This window comes from Pseudoxanthomonas sp. LjRoot204_2 (assembly GCF_056175765.1).
The window spans coordinates 1-3,057 of record NZ_JBGFFG010000397.1; the positions used below are offsets into that span (position 1 = coordinate 1).

The following is a 3,057-nucleotide window of genomic DNA, read 5'->3' on the forward strand; positions in this document are numbered from 1 at the left end:
GGACAGTTTCTGCAGGCGGTCGAAACTGTGGCCGCACTGGGTGCATTCGAAGGCGTAGATGGGCATGGCAGCTGATCGGGGGGTGGGACGGACGTACGGGGTGTGGGGATGGCGGTGGCGCGATTCAAGCCTCGTCGTACAGCGCCGACCAGGCCTCTTCGGCCTTCGCCAGTTGCTGCTGTAGCGCTTCGCGATCCCGGCCCAGTCGCGCGGCGAGTTCGGCGTCGGCGTAGCTCTTCGGGTCCGCGAGTTGCGCATCGACATCGGCCAGCTTGCCTTCGAGTTCGGCGACCTTGGCCTCGGCGGCGGCCAACTTCACCGGATTGACCTTGCGCACGGGCGCTGGCGCGGCTTTCGGCGTGGGCGCGGGCTCGCTGCGCAGTGGTTTGCTGCCCTGCGCGGAGGCGCGCGTGCGCAACCAGGCGGCGTACTCGTCGAGGTCGCCGTCGAACGGCTCGACCACGCCATCGGCGACGCGCCAGAAGGTGTCGCACACCAGGCCGATCAGGTGGCGGTCATGCGAGACCATCACGATCGCGCCATCGAAATCGCTGAGCGCTTCGGCCAAGGCTTCGCGCATCTCCAGATCGAGGTGGTTGGTGGGTTCGTCGAGCAGCAGCACGTTCGGCTGCTGCCAGGCGATCAGCGCCAGTGCCAAGCGGGCGCGTTCGCCGCCGGAGAAGCCATCCACCGGCTCGAATGCGCGGTCGCCCGGGAAGTTCCACTTGCCCAGGAAGTCGCGGAACGATTGGTTGCTGCCTTCCGGCGACAGTTCGCGGAAATGGTCCATCGGCGACTGGCCTTCATGCAGCGACTCCACCGTGTGCTGCGCGAAGTAGCCGATGCGCAGGTCCGGGTGCGCCATGCGGTCGCCTGCCATGGTCGACAACTCGCCCACGAGCGTCTTTACCAAGGTGGTCTTGCCGGCACCATTCGGGCCCAGCAGGCCGATGCGCTGACCCGCTTCGAGGCCGAAGCCGACGTCGTGGAGGATGACGGCGTCGCCGCCGTAACCGGCTTCGACATGGTTGAGGCGGATCAGCGAGAACGGCAGCTTGGCCGGCTCGGCGAACTCGATGCGGAATTCGCGCTCCGCGCGCACGGCCTCGGTACCGGCCAGCTTGGCCAGGCGCTTCATGCGGCTTTGCGCCTGCGCGGCCTTCGATGCCTTGGCCTTGAAGCGGTCGATGAAGCTCTGCAGGTGCGCGCGTTCTGCCTGTTCCTTCTCGTGCGCGATCTGCTGCTGGCGCAGCTGTTCGGCGCGCTGGCGCTCGAAGTCGGTGTAGCCGCCGGTGTACAGCTTGGCGCCGCCGCCATGCAGGTGCAGCGTGTGGGTCGCGACGTTGTCGAGGAACTCACGGTCGTGAGAGATCAGCAGCAGCGTGCCGGGATACTTCAGCAGCCACTGCTCCAGCCAGAGCACGGCGTCCATGTCGAGGTGGTTGGTGGGTTCGTCGAGCAGCAGCAGGTCGCTGGGCATCATCAGCGCGCGCGCCAGGTTCAGGCGCACCCGCCATCCGCCGGAGAACGACGACACCGGGCGGTGGTGCGTGTCGGCCGGGAAACCGAGGCCGTGCAGCAGCTTGCCGGCGCGCGCCTCTGCGTCGTAGGCGCCGATCTCGGCCATCTTCTGGTGCGCATTGGCCACCGCTTCCCAATCTTCCCGCGCGGTGGCATCGGCCTCGGCCTGCAGCACGGCGGCGACCTCGGTGTCGCCTCCGAGCACGAAGGTCAGCGCCGGGTCGGGGAGCGAGGGTGTTTCCTGCGCCACGCTGGCGATGCGCACCTTGCCGGGCAGGTCCAGGTCGCCCTTGTCGGCCTCGAGTTCGCCTTGGACGGCGGCGAACAGGCTGGACTTGCCCGCGCCGTTGCGACCCACCACGCCGACGCGGTAGCCCGCGTGCAGGGTGAGGTCGACGTTGGACAGCAGCAGGCGCTCACCACGGCGGAGCGCGAAATTACGAAGGGAAATCAAGAAACAACCTACGGGGATTTGGGGAAGAGCGGCCGCGTAGTTTATCGGTAGCGGGCCGCCTCACAGTTGTTAAGAATCCATTGACATCCATGTCATAGGGCGGTAACAAAGGGGTTGGTGCAACGCACAAAACTGATTTCAGCGGCAACTTTCCTGCCACCATCGACCCTGCTGCGCCGTCCTTCCATCCCGTTGGAGCCACCATGACCCGCAAGCTTTCGCCCCTCGCCTTCGCCGTCGCCCTGGCGCTCGCCGCACCCATCGCCCTCGCGCAGGAAGCCCCTGCATCGTCCGACGCGCAAACGCTCGACACCCTGATCGTCACCGGCACCCGCGTGGCGGATCGCACGGTGGCCGAATCCACTGCACCGATCGACATCATCACGCCCGAGGTGCTGGAGTCCACCGGCACGGTGGAACTGGCCACCGCGCTCTCGCGCGCCGTGCCCTCGCTGAACTTCCCCCGCGCCGCGATCAACGATGGTACCGACGCGATGCGTCCGGCCCAGCTGCGCGGCCTGGCCCCCGACCACACCCTGGTGCTGGTGAACGGCAAGCGCTACCACCCGGGCGCGCTGGTCAACGTCAACGGCAGCCAGGGGCGCAGCTCCTCGCCGGTGGACCTCAACTCGATCCCGATTTCCGCCATCGAACGCGTTGAAGTGCTGCGGGACGGCGCCTCCGCGCAGTACGGCTCCGACGCCATCGCCGGTGTCATCAACATCGTGCTGAAGGGCGCCGACAGCGGCGGCAGCGTCAGCGTGACCGGCGGCGGCTACAGCGCCGGCGACGGCCGCCAGTACCAGGCGCTTGCCGATGCCGGCTTCAAGCTCGGTGAGAGCGGCAAGGTCCACCTGGCCGCACAAGCGGGGCATCAGGACCAGACCGACCGGGCACGTCCCTTCCTGGGGACGGTGACGGCAACCAGCGCGCCGGGCGGCAAGGTCGTGCAGCGCTATGGCGATCCCGAGGTCGACAACGCCTCCTTCCTGTACAACGGCGAAGTGGACGTCACCGACTACCTGACGTTCTATTCCTACGGCCTCCATACCAAGCGCGAAACGCTCTCCAACGGCTTCTTC

General features: G+C 67.4%; 3 protein-coding genes. 1 reads left to right on the forward strand and 2 read right to left on the reverse strand.

The window, feature by feature from the left end; genetic code table 11:
• On the reverse strand, positions 1-66 hold a 66-nt coding region (locus AC04L7_RS15435), incomplete at its 3' end, for an FmdB family zinc ribbon protein (RefSeq protein WP_475513346.1).
• 58 nt (positions 67-124) lie between these two features.
• On the reverse strand, positions 125-1,975 hold the full coding sequence (locus tag AC04L7_RS15440) for an ABC-F family ATP-binding cassette domain-containing protein (protein ID WP_435997011.1): 1,851 nt from the start codon (positions 1,973-1,975) through the stop codon (positions 125-127).
• Between the two features lie 203 nt (positions 1,976-2,178).
• Between AC04L7_RS15440 and AC04L7_RS15445 the strand changes: the two genes are divergently transcribed.
• The coding region (locus tag AC04L7_RS15445; RefSeq protein WP_475513345.1) for a TonB-dependent receptor plug domain-containing protein at positions 2,179-3,057 on the forward strand (879 nt) is incomplete at its 3' end.